We start from the raw sequence: 15,610 nt of genomic DNA, 5'->3' as shown, positions 1-15,610 counted from the left end.
CGCTGGTACGCAGAGGGGGCGGGAGAAGGGAACGGGCAACTCTACCGTGGGGTCCGGACCGGGCTCCTCGGAGCCCGGCCGCGCACCTCCGGCGCCGGCTCCCCCCGCCTCCTTGTCCACCGACCGGTGGACACGAGGTTCAACCGGGCGAGCCTGTCGGCGCGATGGCGTCGGCGGCCAGGCTGGGACGCATGACGAACCCCACCGTACGCATGGCCCGGTACAGCGCCCGCCACCCCTGGCGCGCACTGATCGGCTGGATCCTCTTCGTGGCCCTCTGCCTCGGCGCGGGTCTGGCCCTCGGGGCCAACCCCGCCACCACCGAGGACTTCCGCATCGGCGAGGCCGGCCGCGCCGAGGCCCTCGCCGCGCAGGGCGGGCTCCAGCAGAAGCCGCTGGAGCGGATCATCGTCCAGGCCGCGCCGGGGACCGGCGCCTTCGACCGGGCCGAGGCGGACGCCGCCGCGCGGGACGTCGTCGCCCGGATGCGGCAGCTGCCCGAGGTACTGTCCGTGGCCGAACCGGTCGCGGACGCCCGGCGGACCGCGCTGCGGGTGGACGTCACCATGCGCGGTGCCGAGTTCGAGGGGAAGCAGCACGTCGACGCGCTGCTCGCGCAGACCGCCGAGGTCCAAGCCGCGCACCCGCGGCTGGTCGTCGAGGAGGTCGGCAGCCCCTCGATCGGCAAGGGCGTCGACAAGCTCCGCGGCGACGACCTCGCCCGTACCGAGGTCATCGCGCTGCCCGTCACCCTGATCACGCTGCTGATCGTCTTCGGCTCGGTCGTCATGGCCGTCGTACCGCTGCTGCTCGCGCTGTCCTCGATCGTGGCCGCCGTCGGCCTGTCGATGGTCGCCTCGCACGTCTTCCCGGACGCCGGGGTCGGCACCAACGTCATCCTGCTGATCGGCCTGGCGGTCGGCGTCGACTACACCCTCTTCTACCTCAAGCGGGAGCGCGAGGAGCGGGCCGGGGCCGTCGGCGGGCGGCTCGACGCGCAGGCCGTCGTGGAGCTCGCCGCGGCGACCTCGGGCCGGGCCGTGGTCGTCTCCGGGCTGGCCGTGGCCGTCTCCAGTGCCACGCTCTACCTCGCCGACGACGTCATCTTCTCGTCCATCGCCACCGGCGCCGTCCTCGTCACCCTGGTCGCCGTCCTGAGCTCGCTGACCGTCCTGCCGGCGCTCCTCGCCCTCCTCGGCGCCCGCGCCGAACGCCGCAGGGTCCGCAAGGAGGCGAAGGCCGCGGCCCGCGCCGCCGCCGGCAGGCCCGTACGCCGCCGTGTCTCCCGTCGCTCGGGCCCGGCCCGCGCCGGCGGCGGACGGATCACCGCCGCGATCCTCCGCCCCGTCGCCCGGCACCCCGCCGTGACACTCGCCGTCTCCTGCCTCGCCCTCGTCGCGCTCGCCCTGCCCGTCCTGAACATCACCATCACGGAGATGAGCCGCGAGACGCACTCCCGCGCCATTCCCGCCATGCGCGTCTACGACCGGCTGCTGACCGCGTACCCCGAGCTGAGGTCGATGCACCAGGTCGTCGTACGAGCGGACGCCGAGCAGGCCGGGGAGGTCGCCGGCGCCCTGCGGGAACTCGCCGACCGCGCCGCGGCCGAGGACCCCGCGATCGGCGGCGAGCCCGTCGTGCGCACCTCCGCCGACCGCCGCACCACCCTCCTGGAGATGCCCGTCCACCGCTCCGTGAACAGTCCCGAGGCCCGCATCTCGCTCGAACGGCTCCGCGGCGGCCTCGTCCCGGCGACCGTGGGCGCGCTGCCCGGCGCGGAGGTGGCCGTCACCGGCGAGGTCGCCCGCTACGCCGACTACCCCGCCCACCAGAAGCGCAAGCTGCCGCTCATCGTGGGGGCGCTGCTGCTGGTCACCTTCCTGATGACCGTGTGGGCGTTCCGGTCGGTGGTCCTCGGCCTCGTCGGCGTCGTCCTCAACCTGCTCTCCGCGTTCGCCTCGCTGGGCGTGCTGGTCCTGGTCTTCCAGAACGAATGGGCCGAGGGGCTCCTCGACTTCACGTCCACGGGCTCGATCGGCTCGCGGGTCCCGCTCTTCCTCTTCGTGATCCTCTTCGGTCTTTCCATGGACTACCAGGTGTTCGTGATCAGCCGGATCCGCGAGGCACGCCTCCAGGGCACCCCGACCCGGCAGGCGGTCCTCGACGGCCTGTCCTCCTCCGCCGGGGTGGTCACCAGCGCGGCCGTGGTGATGGTGACCGTCTTCGCCAGCTTCGCCGCACTGCACCTCATCGAGATGAAGCAGATCGGGTTCAGCCTGGCGGTCGCCGTCCTCCTCGACGCCTTCGTGATCCGCATCCTGGTGCTGCCCTCCCTGATGCTGCTGCTCGGCGAGGCCAACTGGTGGCCCTCGCGCGGAATGCGCCGCACCGGCGGGCCCGAGCGGACGGAGCGTCAGCCGGTGTCCGTAGGCTGATCGAATGACCGAGCGAACGGCCGAAAAGACGACCGAGGGGACGAGAGAGAGGATGGCTCAAGCGATGAGCGAGCAGACGCCCGAGCGCCCGGCGCTCACCGCCCTCCGACGCTGGTACACCGCTGCCTGGCTGCTCCTGGGCCTGATCCCCTCGGTCATCGCCGTCGGCAACGACTCGGGGCCCGCGAAGTGGGCCTCCCTCGCCCTGGTCGGCCTGGCCCTCGCCTATACGGCCGTCCATCGCGCCCGGGACCACACGCCCGTCTACCTGGGCGCCCTGGCCGCCGGTCTCGGCGTGATGGCGGCCCTCCCGGGCGGCGGCGCGGCCCTGCTGATCGTCGCGCTCCCCCAGTTCTGGTTCCAGCCCCTCGGGCGGCGGGCCGCGATCGTGTTCAGCGGGGGCGCGGCAGCGGCCACCGCGGCGGGGAGCCTCCTGCGCGACTCGCCGGGGAACGCGGTCGCGGCGCTGACCGGCTACGCGATCTCGGTCCTGGCGGGCGTCCTGCTCCACCGCCTGATCGCGGACAGCGAATCCCGCGCCACCGCACTGGCCGCCGAACTCTCCCTGGCCCAGGAGCAGTTGGCGGACGCCCATCGCCGCCAGGGAGCGGCCGACGAGCGGGAGCGCATGGCCCGCGAGATCCACGACACCCTCGCCCAGGGGTTCGCCTCCGTGATCGTCCTCGCCGAGGCGGCCCGGGCCGGTCTCGGCGGCGATCCGGAGCGCACCGCCCAGCAGCTGCGCTCCATCGAGCGGACCGCCCGCGAGAACTTCGCCGAGGCGCGGGTACTGGTGGGCAGGGCGCCGCACAGCGGGCTGACCCCCGGCTCGGTGGTGCCGACGCTGCGCCGCACCCTGGAGCGGTTCGCCCAGGACACCGGGGTCACGGTCGAGGCGGAGCTGCCCGAGGACGTCGACTGCGACCAGCAGACGCGGATCGCGTTGCTGCGCTGTACGCAGGAGTCGCTGGCGAACGTACGGAAGCACGCCGACGCGAGCACCGTCGGTGTGGTCCTCGCCCAGTTCCCGCACGCCATCGAGCTGGAGATCACGGACGACGGGCGGGGCTTCGTGGTCGAGGAGTCGAGCGGCTTCGGCCTGGACGGCATGCGCAAGCGGCTCGCCGAACTCGACGGCGAACTGACGGTGACGAGCTCGGTCGGGGACGGCACCCGCGTCCTCGCGACCTTCCACACGAACGGACAGTCCTGACATGCCCGCAGCACACGAAGCGCAGACTCCGGCGACCACGGACCCGGCCCCGATCCGGGTCGTGGTCGTCGACGACCACACCGTGATGCGCGCCGGAGTGGTCGCGCTCCTGGCGCCCGTCCCGGACATCGCGGTCGTCGGCGAGGCGGACGACGGCCGGGCGGGTGTCGCACTCGTCGAGCGGCTGACGCCCGACGTGGCCCTCGTCGACCTGCGCATGCCGGTCATGGACGGGGTCGCGGCGACCGTCGCGATCGCGTCCGGTCCGGCCCCGACCCGGGTGCTCATCCTCACCACGTACGACACCGACGTCGAGATCGAGCGGGCGGTGGAGGCCGGCGCCATCGGCTACCTGCTGAAGGACACCACGGCCGAGCAGCTGGCCGAGGCCGTACGCGGCGCCGCCCGGGGCGAGACCGTCCTCGCCCCGCGCGTCGCCGAGCGCCTGGTCGCCCGGATGCGCCGCCCCGCCCCGGTCGTCCTGACCGCGCGCGAACAGGACGTGCTGGGGGCGGTGGCCGACGGCCTGTCCAACGCCGAGATCGGCAGGCGTCTCGTCATCGCCGAGGCGACGGTCAAGACCCATCTCCTCCGTGTCTTCGCGAAGCTGGACGTCGGCGACCGCACGCGCGCGGTGGTCGTGGCCCTGGAGCAGGGCCTCCTGCCGGACCGCGAGGGGCGGGCCGGCGGGTAGGGCGGCAGGGGAAGGTGGGCGGGGTCAGCTGTCGAAGCCGAGGCCCAGGCGGTCCAGGGTGCGCAGCCAGAGGTTGCGGTGGCCTCCGGAGTGGTCCGCGCGGGTCATGGACCACTGGGTGATGCCGATGCCCACCGAGCGGACCGGTTCGGGCGGGAACGGCAGCGGCTTGCGGCGGACCAGTTCCAGCGACGTGCGTTCGGTGCGGGCGCCGTCGAGCAGGTCGAGCACGACCTCCGCGCCGAAGCGGGTCGCCCCCACGCCGAGGCCGGTGAAGCCGGCGGCGTAGGCGACCTTGCCCCGGTGGCTGGTGTCGAAGAAGACGCAGAAGCGGGTGCTCATGTCGATCGCGCCGCCCCAGGTGTGGCTGAAGCGCACCCCTTCCAGCTGGGGGAAGGTGGTGAAGAAGTGGCGGGCGAGGGTCGCGAACGTCTCGTGCCGCTGGTCGTACTCGGGGCGTACGCGTCCGTTGTAGCGGTAGATCGCGTCGTAACCGCCCCACAGGATGCGGTTGTCGGCGGAGAGCCGGACGTAGTGGAAGTGGTTGTTCATGTCCGCGAAGCCCTGCCGGTTCCGCCAGCCGACGGAGGCGAGTTGAGCGTCGGTGAGCGGTTCCGTCATGAGCGCGTAGTCGTAGACAGGGACGGTGTACGGGCGGTGGCGGCGGAGCAGGGAGGGGTAGGCGTTCGTGGCGAGGGCCACCTTGTGGGCGGTGATCCGGCCGTAGGGGGTGCGGACGTCCATCGTGTGGCCCCGCTCGTCGAGCGAGAGGGCGGGGGTGTGGTCGTGGACGCGGACGCCGAGCCGCAGGCAGACCTGCTTGAGGCCCCAGGCGAGGCGGGCCGGGTTGACCATGGCCACGTCGTGCTTGTTCCACAGACCGGCGAGGAAGGTCGGGGAGTCGATCTCGGCGCGTACGGCTTCGGCGTCGAGGTACTCGGACGCGCCGCCGTACCGGGCGACGGTCTCGGCCTCCTCCTGGAGGAGGGCGGCCTGGTAGGGCTCGGTGGCGACGGCGAGGGAGCCGGTGCGCTCCCAGTCGCAGTCGATGCCGTGGCGTACGAGGGTGTCCTCCATGGCCTGGAGGTTCTCGCGGCCGAGGCGCTCCAGGAGGCCGATCTCGTCGGGCCAGCGGGAGAGGCCGTTGTGGAGGCCGTGGGTGAGGCTGGACTCGACGAATCCGCCGTTGCGCCCGGAGGCGGCGCCGCCGGCCTCTTCGGCCTCGACGAGGACCACGTCGAGCGAGGGGTCCCGCTCCTTGGCGACGAGGGCCGTCCAGAGGCCGGTGTAGCCGCCGCCGACCACGAGGAGGTCGCAGGTGGTCGCGCCGACGAGGGCGGGCGAGGGCTGCGGCTTCTCGGGACTGTCGAGCCAGAACGGGGTCGGCCGGGCGTCCCGCAGCGAGGCGAGGGGGTCCATGACGGCGGGCTCCTTGAGATCGCGGAGGTGAGGTGGGGCCTGCGAGGTGCCGCCATGAGACCTCTCCGCACGCATCAAGGTCAATGGTGTTGACATAAGCCCTCGGCGCCGCCGTTTCCGCAGGTCGGCGGGGAGCACGGAGAGGGCGGCCGCTTCGCGCGGCCGCCCTTGCCGAGTGGGATGACGTTGCGTCAGTTGTCGCTGAAGCCCACGTAGTTCTCCGCGAGCGAGGCCGAGGCCGCGGCCGAGTTCGCGAGGTAGCGCAGGTGCGAGAGGCGCAGCGCGCGGTCGAAGTCGTTGTCGTCCGGGCTGCTGTGCAGGAGGGTCGTCATCGTGTACGAGAAGTGCTCGGCCCGCCACACACGGCGCAGGGCGGTCTCCGAGTAGGCGTCGAGCAGCGACTCGTCGCCCCGGGTGTGGTGGCGGGTGAGGGCCTGGGCGAGCAGGGTCACGTCGGCGACGGCGAGGTTGAGGCCCTTGGCTCCGGTGGGCGGCACGATGTGGGCCGCGTCCCCGGCCAGGAAGAGGCGCCCGTGGCGCAGGGGCTCGGCGACGAAGCTGCGCATCGGGGTGATGCTCTTCTCCGTGATGGGTCCGCGCTTCAGCTCCCAGTCGCCGTCGACGGCGAAGCGGGCCTCCAGTTCGTCCCAGATGCGCTCGTCCGGCCAGTTGTCCGTGGAGTCGTCCGGATCGACCTGGAGGTAGAGGCGGCTCACCTCGGGCGAGCGCATGCTGTGCAGGGCGAAGCCGCGCTCGTGATGGGCGTAGATCAGCTCGTCGCAGGAGGGCGCGACGTCGGCGAGGATGCCGAGCCAGGAGAAGGGGTAGGTGCGCTCGGTGACGGTGAGGACGTCCTCGGGCAGGGAGCGCCGGCCGATGCCGTGGAAGCCGTCGCAGGCGACGACGAAGTCGCAGTCGAGGGTGTGCTCGGCGCCGTCGTGGCGGTAGCGGACGGCGGGGCGGTCGGTCTCGATGCCGTCGACGGACAGGGCCTCGGCCTCGAAGAGGATCGTGCCGTCGGCCTCCTCGCGCAAGGCGATGAGGTCCTTCACCACCTCGGTCTGGGCGTAGACCATGACCGACCGGCCGCCCGTGAGGGACGGGAAGTCGATGCGGTGGGAGCGCCGGTCGAAGCGGAGCTCGATGCCGTGGTGCTCCAGGCCCTGCCGGTCCATGCGGGCGCCGGCGCCGGAGAGGCGCAGGACGTCGACGGTGTCCTGTTCGAGGATGCCGGCGCGCTGGCGCCGCTCGACGTAGGTCCGGTCGCGGAGTTCGAGGACGACGTTGTCGATGCCCTGCCGGTGCAGCAGGTGGGAGAGGAGGAGGCCGGCCGGTCCGGCTCCGATGATGCCGACGGTGGTGCGGGGCATGGGTGGTCTCCGTGAGCGTGAGGGGGAGGCGGATGCGGGGTCGGGCGGTCAGAGCGTGAGCGGGGTGCCGTCCTCGGTGAGGACGCGCTGCGCGGTGGCGAAGGCGGAGTTGGCCGCGGGCACCCCGCAGTAGACGGCGGAGTGCAGCAGCACCTCCTTGATGTCCTCGGGGGTGAGCCCGTTGCGGATCGCGGCGCGGACGTGCATGGCCAGCTCCTCCTGGTGCCCGTGGGCGATCAGGGCGGTGAGGGTGAGGCAGCTGCGGGTGCGCCGGTCGAGGCCGGGCCGGGTCCAGATCTCGCCCCAGGCGCACCGGGTGATGTAGTCCTGGAAGTCGGCGGTGAAGTCGGTGGTGCGGGCGACGGCCCGGTCGACATGGGCGTCGCCGAGGACGGCCCGGCGGACCGCCATGCCCTCGGCGTACCGGTTGTCGTCAGAGTCGGAGTCGGAGTCGGAGTCGGGGGCGACGAAGTGGCCGAGGAGCGCGGAGAGGACCGCTTCGGGGCGTTCGGCGGGGGCGAGGTGGGCGGCGCCGGCGAGTTCGAGGAGGCTCGCGTCGGGGATGCCGTCGGCGAGTTCGCGGGCGTGCGCGGGGGGCGTGGCCGTGTCGGCGCGCCCGGCGAGGACCAGTGTGGGCGCGGCGATGCGGGGCAGTGCGGCGCGGAGGTCGTACGCGGCGAGGGCGTCGCAGCAGGCCGCGTACCCCTCGGCGTCGGCGGCGCGCAGGTCGTCCAGGAGGCGGTCGGCGGTGTGCGTGCCCGCGAAGTCGGGGGTGAACCACCGCGCGAGGGCCCCGGGCGCCACGGCGTCGGTGCCCTTCTCGCGTACGAGGGCGGCCCGCTCGTGCCAGCCGGCGGGCTCGCCGAAGCGGGCGGAGGAGCAGACGAGGGCGAGACGGGTGACCCGCTCCGGGTGGTGGGCGGCGAGGTGGGCGCCGACGGCGCCGCCGAGGGAGATCCCGGCGTAGGCGAACTGTTCGGCGCCGAGGTGGTCGGCGAGGGCGAGGACGAGGGCGGCCAGGTCGGCCACGCGGGTGGCGCCGGGGGCGGTGTCGGCCGGGGCCCCGGCGAGGGTGCCGCCGTGGCCGGGCAGGTCGTAGCGGACGACCCGGTGGCGGCGGGCGAGGGCGGGGACCTGGGCGTCCCAGACGGCGAGCGAGGTGCCGAGGGACGGGCCGAGGATCAGGACGGGCGCGTGGGCGGGGCCGTCGATCCGGTGGTGGGGAAGCGTGGTCACGGGCGGCCTTCCGGGTCGGCGGAGGGCTGCCTCCGCAGGGCGTGGTCGACGAGCAGGGGGGCCGCGCCGGTGGCGCAGGCCGGGTCCGCGAGAGTGCGGAGCCGCTCGGAGGTGATCCGGCCGATCAGCTCGGGGGCGGCCACGAGGAGCTCCGCGAGCTCTCGGTCCTCCTCCGCCGCCCGCCGGGAGAGCCGGTCGAGGAGGGCGCGGGCCTCCGCCCGGCCGAGGACGTCCGCCAGGGCGGCGGCGAGGCGTTCGCTCGTGACGAGCCCGCGGGTGCGGTGCAGGTTCTCCAGCATCCGGTCGGGACGGACGCGGAGTCCTTCGGCGAGTTCGGCGGTGTGGTGGGCGGCGGAGCCCGCGAGCCTGAGCAGGTCCCGCAAGGGCTGCCATTCGGCGTGCCAGGCGCCGGCGGGCCGCTCGTCCTCGGCGGCGAGCGAGCCGAGGAGTACGGCGGCGAGCGCGGGGGCCTGGCGGGCGGCCGAGGCGACGAGGGTGGCGCGGACGGGGTTGCTCTTGTGCGGCATGGCGGAGGAGCCGCCGCCGCTGCCCTCGGCGAGTTCTGCGGTCTCGGTGCGGGCGAGCAGGAGGACGTCCGCGGCGGGTTTGCCGAGGGCTGCGGTGGTGAACGCGAGCGCCGTCGCGAGGTCGGCGATCGGGGTACGCAGGGTGTGCCAGGGCAGGACGGGTGCGGCGAGTCCGAGTTCGGCCGCGTAGCGCTCGGAGAGCTCGGGGCCGCTGTCGGGCGCGCCCGCCAGGTACGCGAAGGCGGCCAGGGTGCCCGCCGCGCCGCCCAGTTGGGCGGGGAGGCGCAGCGCGGTGAGCCGGTCGGCCGCGTCGAGGGCGAGATGGCGCCAGCCGGCGGCCTTGAGCCCGAAGGTGGTGGGGACGGCGTGCTGGCCCAGGGTGCGGCCTGCCATGGGGGTGTCCCGGTGGGCGGCGGCGAGGCGCCCGAACGCCTCGGCGGCCCGGTGCAGTTCGGCGGTGATCAGGGGGAGGGTACGGGCCGCGACCAGCATCGTGGCGGTGTCCAGGACGTCCTGGCTGGTCGCGCCCCGGTGGACGTACGGCGCGGCGTGCGCGGGGACGGCGGCCGTGAGCGCGGTGACGAGCGGGATGACCGGGTTGCCGCCGGCGCGGGCGCGCAGCGCGAGGTCGCGTGTGTCGAACCCGTCGGCTCGGGCCGCCTCCGTCACGGCCTCGGCCGCCGGGCCGGGGGCGTGGCCGAGGGCGGCCTGCGCCCGGGTCAGGGCGGCCTCGGCGTCGAGCATCGCCTGGAGGAAGGCGCGGTCGCCGGTGGCGCGTTCGGCGGCGGTGCCCGCGCTGACGGGGGCGAGGAGGCCTACGTCGTACCCGTCGGTGCCGAGGCCCGTGTCGTACCCGTGGGTGCCGGGGGGCTCAGCGGAAGTCAAGGAACACCGTCTCTTCGGCGCCCTGGAGGCGGATGTCGAAGCGGTGGACGCCGGGCCTGTCCTCCGTGGCGAGGAGGGTCGCGCGCCGCTCGGGTGCGAGGCCCGCGAGCAGTGGGTCGGCGTCGGTGGCCGGGCCCGGCAGGTAGATCCGGGTGTACAGGTGGTGGAGCAGGCCCCGGGCGAAGACGCAGACGGAGAGGTACGGGGCTCCGCCCGGCGGGAGGGTCCTGACGGCCCAGTGTCCGTCGGCGTCGGTGGCGATCCGCCCGAAGCCGGTGAAGGTGACGCCGTCGCGGCCCGCGTACCCGCCGGTGACGGGGTCGCGCCGGAGGGAGCCGGGGGCTCCTGAGCGGTCGCCGTCGGGGCCGGGCTGCCAGATCTCCACGATCGCGTCGGGGATCGGGGCGCCGTCGCCGTCGTACACGTGTCCGTGGACGGTGAGGGTGTCGGGGTGTCCGGCGGGTGCGATGTCGGGGCCGCCGGGGAAGGGCAGGGCGTAGCCGTAGAAGGGCCCGACGGTCTGCGAGGGCGTGGGGAGGACGGTCCGGGGGTCGCGGCTCATCGGCCTTCCTCGATCCAGGTCGCGGCGGGACCGTCGAGGACGATGTCCCAGCGGTAGCCGAGCGACCGCTCGGGGGTGGACAGGTCGTGGTCGTAGGTGGCGACGAGCCGCTCGCGCGCCGCGTCGTCGGTGACGGACTGGAGGATCGGGTCGTAGGCGAAGAGCGGGTCGCCGGGGAAGTACATCTGGGTGACGAGCCGCTGGGTGAACGCGGTGCCGAAGAGCGAGAAGTGAATGTGCGCGGGGCGCCAGGCGTTGTCGTGGTTGCGCCAGGGGTAGGCCCCCGGCTTGATGGTGGTGAAGGAGTACGCGCCCCGGTCGTCCGTCAGACAGCGTCCGAAGCCGGTGAAGTTCGGGTCGAGCGGCGCCGGGTGCTGGTCGCGGAGGTGGGCGTAGCGGCCGGCGGCGTTGGCCTGCCACAGCTCGACGAGCTGGCCTCGGACGGGCCGTCCGGCGCGGTCGAGGACGCGGCCGGTGACGGTGATCCGCTCGCCGAGCGGCTCCCCCGTGTGGGCCAGGGTGAGGTCGGCGTCTGTCTCGGTGACGTCGGTGACGCCGAAGACCGGTCCGGAGAGTTCGACGGCCTCGGGGTCGTGGACGGTGACCGGCGGCCGGAGGGGGTGGCGCAGCGCGCTGCTGCGGTAGGGGGCGTAGTCCCGGGCGGGGTGGTGGCGCACCTGGCCGGCGGCGAGGTAGTCCTGCCGCTCGCCGTCGATCTCTCGCGAGATGTCCTGCTGTGTCGGTGTCATGACGTCCTGTCACCTTTCCAGTACGAGGGCGAGCCCCTGGCCGACGCCGATGCAGAGCGTGGCGAGGCCGGTGCCTGAGCCGAGCGCTGCGAGCCGGTGGGCCACGGTTCCGGCGAGGCGGGCTCCGGAGGAGCCGAGGGGGTGTCCGAGGGCGATGGCCCCGCCCTGGGGGTTGACGAGGGCGGGGTCGAGCTCCGGCCACTCGGCGAGGCAGCCGAGGGCCTGGGCGGCGAAGGCCTCGTTGAGCTCCAGGGTGGAGAGGTCGGCGAAGGTGCGGCCGGCGCGGGACAGCGCGCGCCGGGTGGCTTCGACGGGGCCGAGGCCGAAGTACTGCGGTTCGATGCCGCTGACGGCCGAGGCGGTGATCCGGGCGAGGGGTTCGCGGCCGGTGGCGCGCAGGCCTGCCTCGTCGGTGATCAGGAGGGCGGAGGCACCGTCGTTGAGGGGGGAGGCATTGCCCGCGGTGACGGTGCCGTCCTCGCGGAAGACGGGCTTGAGGCGGGCGAGGGCGGCGAGGGAGCTGTCCTCGCGGACGGACTCGTCGCGGTCGAGGCCGGTGCCGGCGACGGGGACGACCTCGGCGTCGAAGGCGCCGCGGGACCAGGCCTCGGCGGCCTTGGCGTGGCTGGCGAGGGCGTAGGCGTCCTGTGCCTCGCGGCCGATGGCGTGCTTCTCGGCGACGAGTTCGGCGCCCTCGCCGAGGGAGACGGTCCACTCGGCGGGCATGCGCGGGTTGACCATGCGCCAGCCGAGGGTCGTGGAGTGGAGCTCCTGGTGGCCGGCGGGGTAGGCGCGGTCGGGCTTGGTCAGCACCCACGGGGCGCGGCTCATCGACTCGACGCCGCCGGCGAGGACGACGGAGGCGTCGCCGACGGCGACGGCGCGGTAGGCCTGGATCACGGCCTCAAGACCGGAGCCGCAGAGGCGGTTCACGGTGACGCCGGGGACGGTGACGGGCAGTCCGGCGAGGAGCGCGGCCATGCGGGCGACGTCCCGGTTCTCCTCGCCGGCGCCGTTGGCGTTGCCGAGGATCACGTCGTCGATCCGGGCCGGGTCGAGCGCGGGCGTACGGTCGAGCAGGGCGCGCAGGACGTGGGCGGCGAGGTCGTCCGGGCGGACGCCGGCGAGCGCGCCGCCGTAGCGGCCGACGGGGGTCCGTACGGCGTCGACGATGTAGACGTCCTTGGTCACGGGGTCTCCTCCAGGGGGACGGTCGTCGCGGTGGCGGGTGCGGTGAGGGCCGGGGGTACGGAGACGGGCGCTCCGGTGCGGCGGACGATCTCGTCCACGCTCACGCCGGGTGCGGTCTCCACGAGGACCAGGCCGTCCTCGGTGACGTCGAGGACGCCGAGGTCGGTGATGATCCGGTGGACGCAGGCACGGCCGGTGAGCGGCAGCGTGCAGGTGTCGACGATCTTCGGTGAGCCGTCCTTGGCGGTGTGCTCGGTGAGGACGACGACCCGCCGGACGCCGTGGACGAGGTCCATGGCGCCGCCCATGCCCTTGACCATCCGGCCGGGGACGGCCCAGTTGGCGAGGTCGCCGCGGGCGGAGACCTGCATGGCGCCGAGGACGGCGATGTCGATGTGGCCGCCGCGGATCATCCCGAAGGAGAGGGAGGAGTCGAAGAAGGAGGAGCCAGGCAGGACGGTGACGGTCTCCTTGCCGGCGTTGATCAGGTCGGGGTCGACCTCGTCCTCGTAGGGGTACGGGCCGACGCCGAGGAGGCCGTTCTCCGACTGGAGGACGACGTCGACGCCCTCGGGGAGGAAGCCCGGGACCCGGGTCGGCAGTCCGATCCCGAGGTTGACGTACGAGCCGTCGGTCAGCTCGCGGGCGGCGCGGGCCGCCATCTCGTCCCTGGTCCAGCTCATCGTGTGCGTACCGTCCTTCGCTCGATGCCCTTGGCGGCGGCCTCTTCGGGGGTCAGTGCCACGACCCGCTGCACGAACACACCGGGCAGGTGGATCGCGTCGGGGTCCAGTTCGCCCGGCTCCACGAGCTCCTCGACCTCGGCGACGGTGATCCGGCCGGCCATGGCGGCGAGCGGGTTGAAGTTGCGGGCGGAGCGGCGGAAGACGAGGTTGCCGTGGCGGTCGCCGCGGGCGGCGCGGACCAGGGCGAAGTCGGTGGTGATGCCGTGTTCGAGGACGTGGGGGCGGCCGTCGTACTCGCGGATCTCCTTGGGCGGGGAGGCGACCGCCACGCCGCCGTCGGGGGCGTACCGCCAGGGCAGTCCGCCGTCGGCGGCCTGGGTGCCGACGCCGGCGGGGGTGAAGAAGGCGGGGATGCCGCAGCCGCCGGCGCGGAGCCGCTCGGCGAGGGTGCCCTGCGGGGTGAGCTCCAGCTCCAGTTCGCCGGCGAGGTAGCGGCGGGCGAACTCCTTGTTGTCGCCGATGTAGGAGCCCGTCACACGGACGATGCGGCCGTCGGCGAGGAGGATGCCGAGACCGCCGCCGTCGACGCCGCAGTTGTTCGACACGACGCTCAGCCGGCCGGCGCCCTGGGCGTGCAGGGCCCGGATGAGGACGTCCGGCACCCCGCTCAGCCCGAAGCCTCCGACGGCGAGTGAGGCGCCGTCTCCGATGTCCGCCACCGCGTCTGCGGCGGATGTCACCACTTTGTCCATGTAACGACCCGTTTCACTGAGGATTGACGGCGCATGCGTTCGCCTGGTGAACTTATGTTCATCAACGAACGCGGGGTGAGTGTCGGCCCACGCTTCGGGCCGTGTCAACGGGGCCGGGTACGGTTTCCGCGTCGTGACCCGACATCGTGACCGGCTCGCGACCAACAGGAGGAGGCCAGACGATGGCGCAGCGCACGGAGTCGGACGAGCCCCCGGAGGAGCTCGTCGGGCCGCTGGGGCGTGGACTCGCCGTCCTGCGCGCGGTGGCCGCCGGACCGGGGAACCGCCACCGCCCCGGCGATCTCGCCCGCGCCACGGGGCTCGCCCGGTCGACCGTCGACCGGGTCGCCACGACGCTCCTGCGGCTCGGGTACGTCCGCGCCGAGGAGCGCGACCTGCTGCTCGCGCCGCGCGCGGCGGAGCTGGGCAATGCCTACCTGTCCTCGACCGGGCTCCCGGAGGCCGTCGGGCCGCACGCCGTCGCCCTCGCCGACGCGCTCGACGAGTCCGTGTCCGTCGCTGTCCCCGACGGGGACGGGGTGCGCTTCGTGGCGCAGGCCGCGCGACGGCGCGCCATGGCCATCTCCTTCCGCGCGGGGGACGTGCTCCCGGCCGAACGCTGCGCGCCCGGGGCGCTGTTCGCCGCCGACTGGTCGGACGCGGAGTGGGAGGCGTGGCGGGCCCGGCACCGGGAGGACCCGCTGGACTCCGCCTTCCCGGCCGTCCCGCCCCGTACGCCCTCCGGGACCGACGGGAGCGAGGGCGGCGACGGGTCGACGGACGCCGTGGAGGCCGGCTTCCGCGCCCGCGCGGACCGAAGCCGTACGGACGGCTGGGCCGCCGACGACCAGCTCATCGAGGCCGGACTGATCGCCGTCGCCCTGCCCGTCCACGACAAGGCCGGGGCCGTCGTCTGCGCGGTCAGCGTGGTCAGCCACACGAGCCGTCACGACATCGACTCCCTCGCCGCCGTCGCCCTGCCGCCGCTGCGCGCGGCCGTCGCGGCCATGGAGGGCGCCCTCGCCGCGGTCTCCTCGGCGGAGCGGGGCGAGCCGCCCGCCGGTCCCGGTACGGCGGCGCTCAAGGAGGAGTTGGGCGCGGGGTTCCTGCAGTCGCTCGCGCGCGGCCTGGACGTCCTGTGCGCGTTCGGCGCGGTCCGCGGCCCGGCCAGGCTGTCCGAGCTCGCCCGGTTGACGGACCTCCCCCGCGCCACCGCCCGGCGGGCGCTGATCACCCTGTGCCACCTCGGCTACGTGCGGGAGGACGAGGACGGCTTCCGCGTACTCCCCCGTGTCCTGGAGCTCGGTCACGCCCGCGTGTCGGGCCTCACGCTCGTCGAGATCGCCACCCCGCACCTCGCCGAACTGGTGGTCCGGGTCCACGAGTCGGCGTCCGTCGCGGTCCTGGACGGGGAGGACATCCGCTACGTCGCCCGCGTCGCGAGCTCGCGGATCATGCACATCGACATCAGGGTGGGCACCCGCCTGCCCGCCTACGCCACCTCGATGGGCCGGGTCCTGCTCGGCGCCCTGCCCGAGGAGGAGCGCGCGGCGGCCCTCGCGAGCCTGCGGCCGGAAGCGCTGACGCCCCGCACGGTGGCGACACCCGAGGCACTGGCCGAGGCCGTCGCCGAGACCGCGCGGCGCGGCTACGGATGGGTGGAGCAGGAGCTGGAGGAGGGGCTGCGCTCGCTCGCGGCGCCGGTGACGGACGGCCGGGGCCGGGTGGTCGCCGCCGTGAACGTGGCGCTGCACGCGGGCCGCTGCCCCGCGGAGGAGAGCCTCGCCGAGCTGCTCCCCCACCTCCTCGGGACGGCGGCCGCGATCAGCGCCGACCTCGCCGCGGTGAGCCGGTGGTCCCCCGTACGCGTCTCGTGAGGCTCGGGCGCCCA

The 15,610-nt window shown here is 74.3% G+C and carries 13 protein-coding genes; 4 read left to right on the top strand and 9 right to left on the bottom strand.

Annotated elements, in window-relative coordinates; genetic code table 11:
* The first annotated feature begins 191 nt into the window (after window positions 1–191).
* The 3 genes from SGA01_RS15500 to SGA01_RS15490 all read left to right on the top strand — a co-directional run bounded on the left by SGA01_RS15500 (window position 192) and on the right by SGA01_RS15490 (window position 4,342).
* Entirely contained in the window at window positions 192–2,435 is a 2,244-nt protein-coding gene (locus tag SGA01_RS15500; protein WP_141297082.1) for an MMPL family transporter, read from the top strand.
* A gap of 64 nt (window positions 2,436–2,499) precedes the next feature.
* Window positions 2,500–3,648, top strand: a complete 1,149-nt coding sequence (locus SGA01_RS15495; RefSeq protein WP_141297081.1) for a sensor histidine kinase — start codon at window positions 2,500–2,502, stop codon at window positions 3,646–3,648.
* Window position 3,649: 1 nt separating this feature from the next.
* Window positions 3,650–4,342, top strand: coding sequence for a response regulator (locus SGA01_RS15490; RefSeq protein ID WP_141297080.1), 693 nt, complete (start codon window positions 3,650–3,652; stop codon window positions 4,340–4,342).
* Window positions 4,343–4,366: 24 nt separating this feature from the next.
* On the opposite strand, the gene SGA01_RS15485 is transcribed toward SGA01_RS15490, so the two are convergent.
* The 9 genes from SGA01_RS15485 to SGA01_RS15445 form a co-directional block, all read right to left on the bottom strand.
* Entirely contained in the window at window positions 4,367–5,761 is a 1,395-nt protein-coding gene (locus tag SGA01_RS15485; RefSeq protein WP_141297079.1) for an NAD(P)/FAD-dependent oxidoreductase, read from the bottom strand.
* 191 nt (window positions 5,762–5,952) lie between these two features.
* Window positions 5,953–7,131 (bottom strand): 4-hydroxybenzoate 3-monooxygenase, encoded by a 1,179-nt coding sequence (locus tag SGA01_RS15480; protein ID WP_141297078.1) that lies wholly within the window; start codon window positions 7,129–7,131, stop codon window positions 5,953–5,955.
* A 48-nt stretch (window positions 7,132–7,179) separates the two neighbouring features.
* Window positions 7,180–8,367 (bottom strand): bifunctional 3-oxoadipate enol-lactonase/4-carboxymuconolactone decarboxylase PcaDC, encoded by a 1,188-nt coding sequence (gene pcaDC / locus SGA01_RS15475; protein ID WP_141297077.1) that lies wholly within the window; start codon window positions 8,365–8,367, stop codon window positions 7,180–7,182.
* Window positions 8,364–9,779 (bottom strand): 3-carboxy-cis,cis-muconate cycloisomerase, encoded by a 1,416-nt coding sequence (gene pcaB / locus SGA01_RS42070; protein WP_229918461.1) that lies wholly within the window; start codon window positions 9,777–9,779, stop codon window positions 8,364–8,366. The genes pcaDC and pcaB overlap by 4 nt, the downstream gene beginning before the upstream one ends.
* Window positions 9,766–10,341 carry a protocatechuate 3,4-dioxygenase subunit alpha gene (pcaG, locus tag SGA01_RS15465; RefSeq protein WP_141297076.1) on the bottom strand — a complete coding sequence of 192 codons (576 nt, stop codon included), beginning with the start codon at window positions 10,339–10,341 and terminating at the stop codon, window positions 9,766–9,768. The genes pcaB and pcaG overlap by 14 nt, the downstream gene beginning before the upstream one ends.
* Window positions 10,338–11,090, bottom strand: a complete 753-nt coding sequence (gene pcaH / locus SGA01_RS15460; RefSeq protein ID WP_141297075.1) for a protocatechuate 3,4-dioxygenase subunit beta — start codon at window positions 11,088–11,090, stop codon at window positions 10,338–10,340. The genes pcaG and pcaH overlap by 4 nt, the downstream gene beginning before the upstream one ends.
* Before the next feature lie 9 nt (window positions 11,091–11,099).
* The gene (locus SGA01_RS15455) at window positions 11,100–12,281 is read right to left on the bottom strand and encodes a thiolase family protein (RefSeq protein WP_141297074.1); all 1,182 of its coding nucleotides are present in this window, start codon (window positions 12,279–12,281) and stop codon (window positions 11,100–11,102) included.
* On the bottom strand, window positions 12,278–12,964 hold the full coding sequence (locus SGA01_RS15450; protein ID WP_141297073.1) for a 3-oxoacid CoA-transferase subunit B: 687 nt from the start codon (window positions 12,962–12,964) through the stop codon (window positions 12,278–12,280). Before SGA01_RS15450 ends, SGA01_RS15455 begins: the two co-directional genes overlap by 4 nt.
* Window positions 12,961–13,719 (bottom strand): CoA transferase subunit A, encoded by a 759-nt coding sequence (locus SGA01_RS15445; protein ID WP_141297072.1) that lies wholly within the window; start codon window positions 13,717–13,719, stop codon window positions 12,961–12,963. Before SGA01_RS15445 ends, SGA01_RS15450 begins: the two co-directional genes overlap by 4 nt.
* A gap of 182 nt (window positions 13,720–13,901) precedes the next feature.
* On the opposite strand from SGA01_RS15445, the gene SGA01_RS15440 reads away from it, so the two are divergent.
* A complete protein-coding gene (locus SGA01_RS15440; protein WP_141297071.1) occupies window positions 13,902–15,596 on the top strand; it encodes an IclR family transcriptional regulator domain-containing protein in 1,695 nt (564 codons plus the stop codon).
* Window positions 15,597–15,610 lie beyond the last annotated feature (14 nt).

This window comes from Streptomyces gardneri (assembly GCF_006539185.1).
Classification (GTDB): domain Bacteria; phylum Actinomycetota; class Actinomycetes; order Streptomycetales; family Streptomycetaceae; genus Streptomyces; species Streptomyces gardneri.
This window is presented reverse-complemented; position numbering and strand designations above follow the sequence as displayed.

Bases quoted from the DNA above. Each gene is read 5' to 3' on its own strand.
- SGA01_RS15500 (WP_141297082.1), top strand. From the start codon at position 192: ATGACGAACCCCACCGTACGCATGGCCCGGTACAGCGCCCGCCACCCC.
- SGA01_RS15495 (WP_141297081.1), top strand. From the start codon at position 2,500: ATGAGCGAGCAGACGCCCGAGCGCCCGGCGCTCACCGCCCTCCGACGC.
- SGA01_RS15490 (WP_141297080.1), top strand. From the start codon at position 3,650: ATGCCCGCAGCACACGAAGCGCAGACTCCGGCGACCACGGACCCGGCC.
- SGA01_RS15480 (WP_141297078.1), bottom strand. From the start codon at position 7,131: ATGCCCCGCACCACCGTCGGCATCATCGGAGCCGGACCGGCCGGCCTC.
- pcaH (WP_141297075.1), bottom strand. From the start codon at position 11,090: ATGACACCGACACAGCAGGACATCTCGCGAGAGATCGACGGCGAGCGG.
- SGA01_RS15485 (WP_141297079.1), bottom strand. From the start codon at position 5,761: ATGGACCCCCTCGCCTCGCTGCGGGACGCCCGGCCGACCCCGTTCTGG.
- SGA01_RS15450 (WP_141297073.1), bottom strand. From the start codon at position 12,964: ATGAGCTGGACCAGGGACGAGATGGCGGCCCGCGCCGCCCGCGAGCTG.
- pcaG (WP_141297076.1), bottom strand. From the start codon at position 10,341: ATGAGCCGCGACCCCCGGACCGTCCTCCCCACGCCCTCGCAGACCGTC.
- SGA01_RS15440 (WP_141297071.1), top strand. From the start codon at position 13,902: ATGGCGCAGCGCACGGAGTCGGACGAGCCCCCGGAGGAGCTCGTCGGG.
- SGA01_RS15445 (WP_141297072.1), bottom strand. From the start codon at position 13,719: ATGGACAAAGTGGTGACATCCGCCGCAGACGCGGTGGCGGACATCGGA.